The following is a 279-nucleotide window of genomic DNA, read 5'->3' as shown; positions in this document are numbered from 1 at the left end:
GATCCCGGATGGTAGCGCAATGGCTTATGTCTCTTATTTTAAAGGTCAAACTGAGCGCGTTATCTATAAAGCAAATCCAGAAACATTAGAAAATGAAGCAATCATGGTCATGCCCCCCTGTTCACATCTAATGAGTAATTTTGATGGATCATTAATGGTTGGTGATGGCTGTGATGCGCCCGTCGATGTTGCAGATGCCCAGAGATATGATATTGAAAACGACCCTTTCTTGTATATTCTCAATACCAAAGAGAAAACGTATGCCAAGTTAGCGAAACA

Annotated in this window: 1 protein-coding gene; it reads left to right on the top strand. The window is 40.9% G+C overall.

Annotated elements, in window-relative coordinates; translation table 11 throughout:
- Positions 1-19: 19 nt before the first annotated feature.
- The coding region (locus RMT89_RS42650; protein ID WP_315889136.1) for an oligogalacturonate lyase family protein at positions 20-279 on the top strand (260 nt) is incomplete at its 3' end.

It is taken from the genome of Streptomyces sp. P17, from assembly GCF_032436805.1.
In the GTDB taxonomy this organism is placed as follows: domain Bacteria; phylum Actinomycetota; class Actinomycetes; order Streptomycetales; family Streptomycetaceae; genus Streptomyces.
The sequence above is the reverse complement of the archived record's forward strand: the minus strand, read 5'-3'. Positions and strand labels throughout refer to the sequence as shown.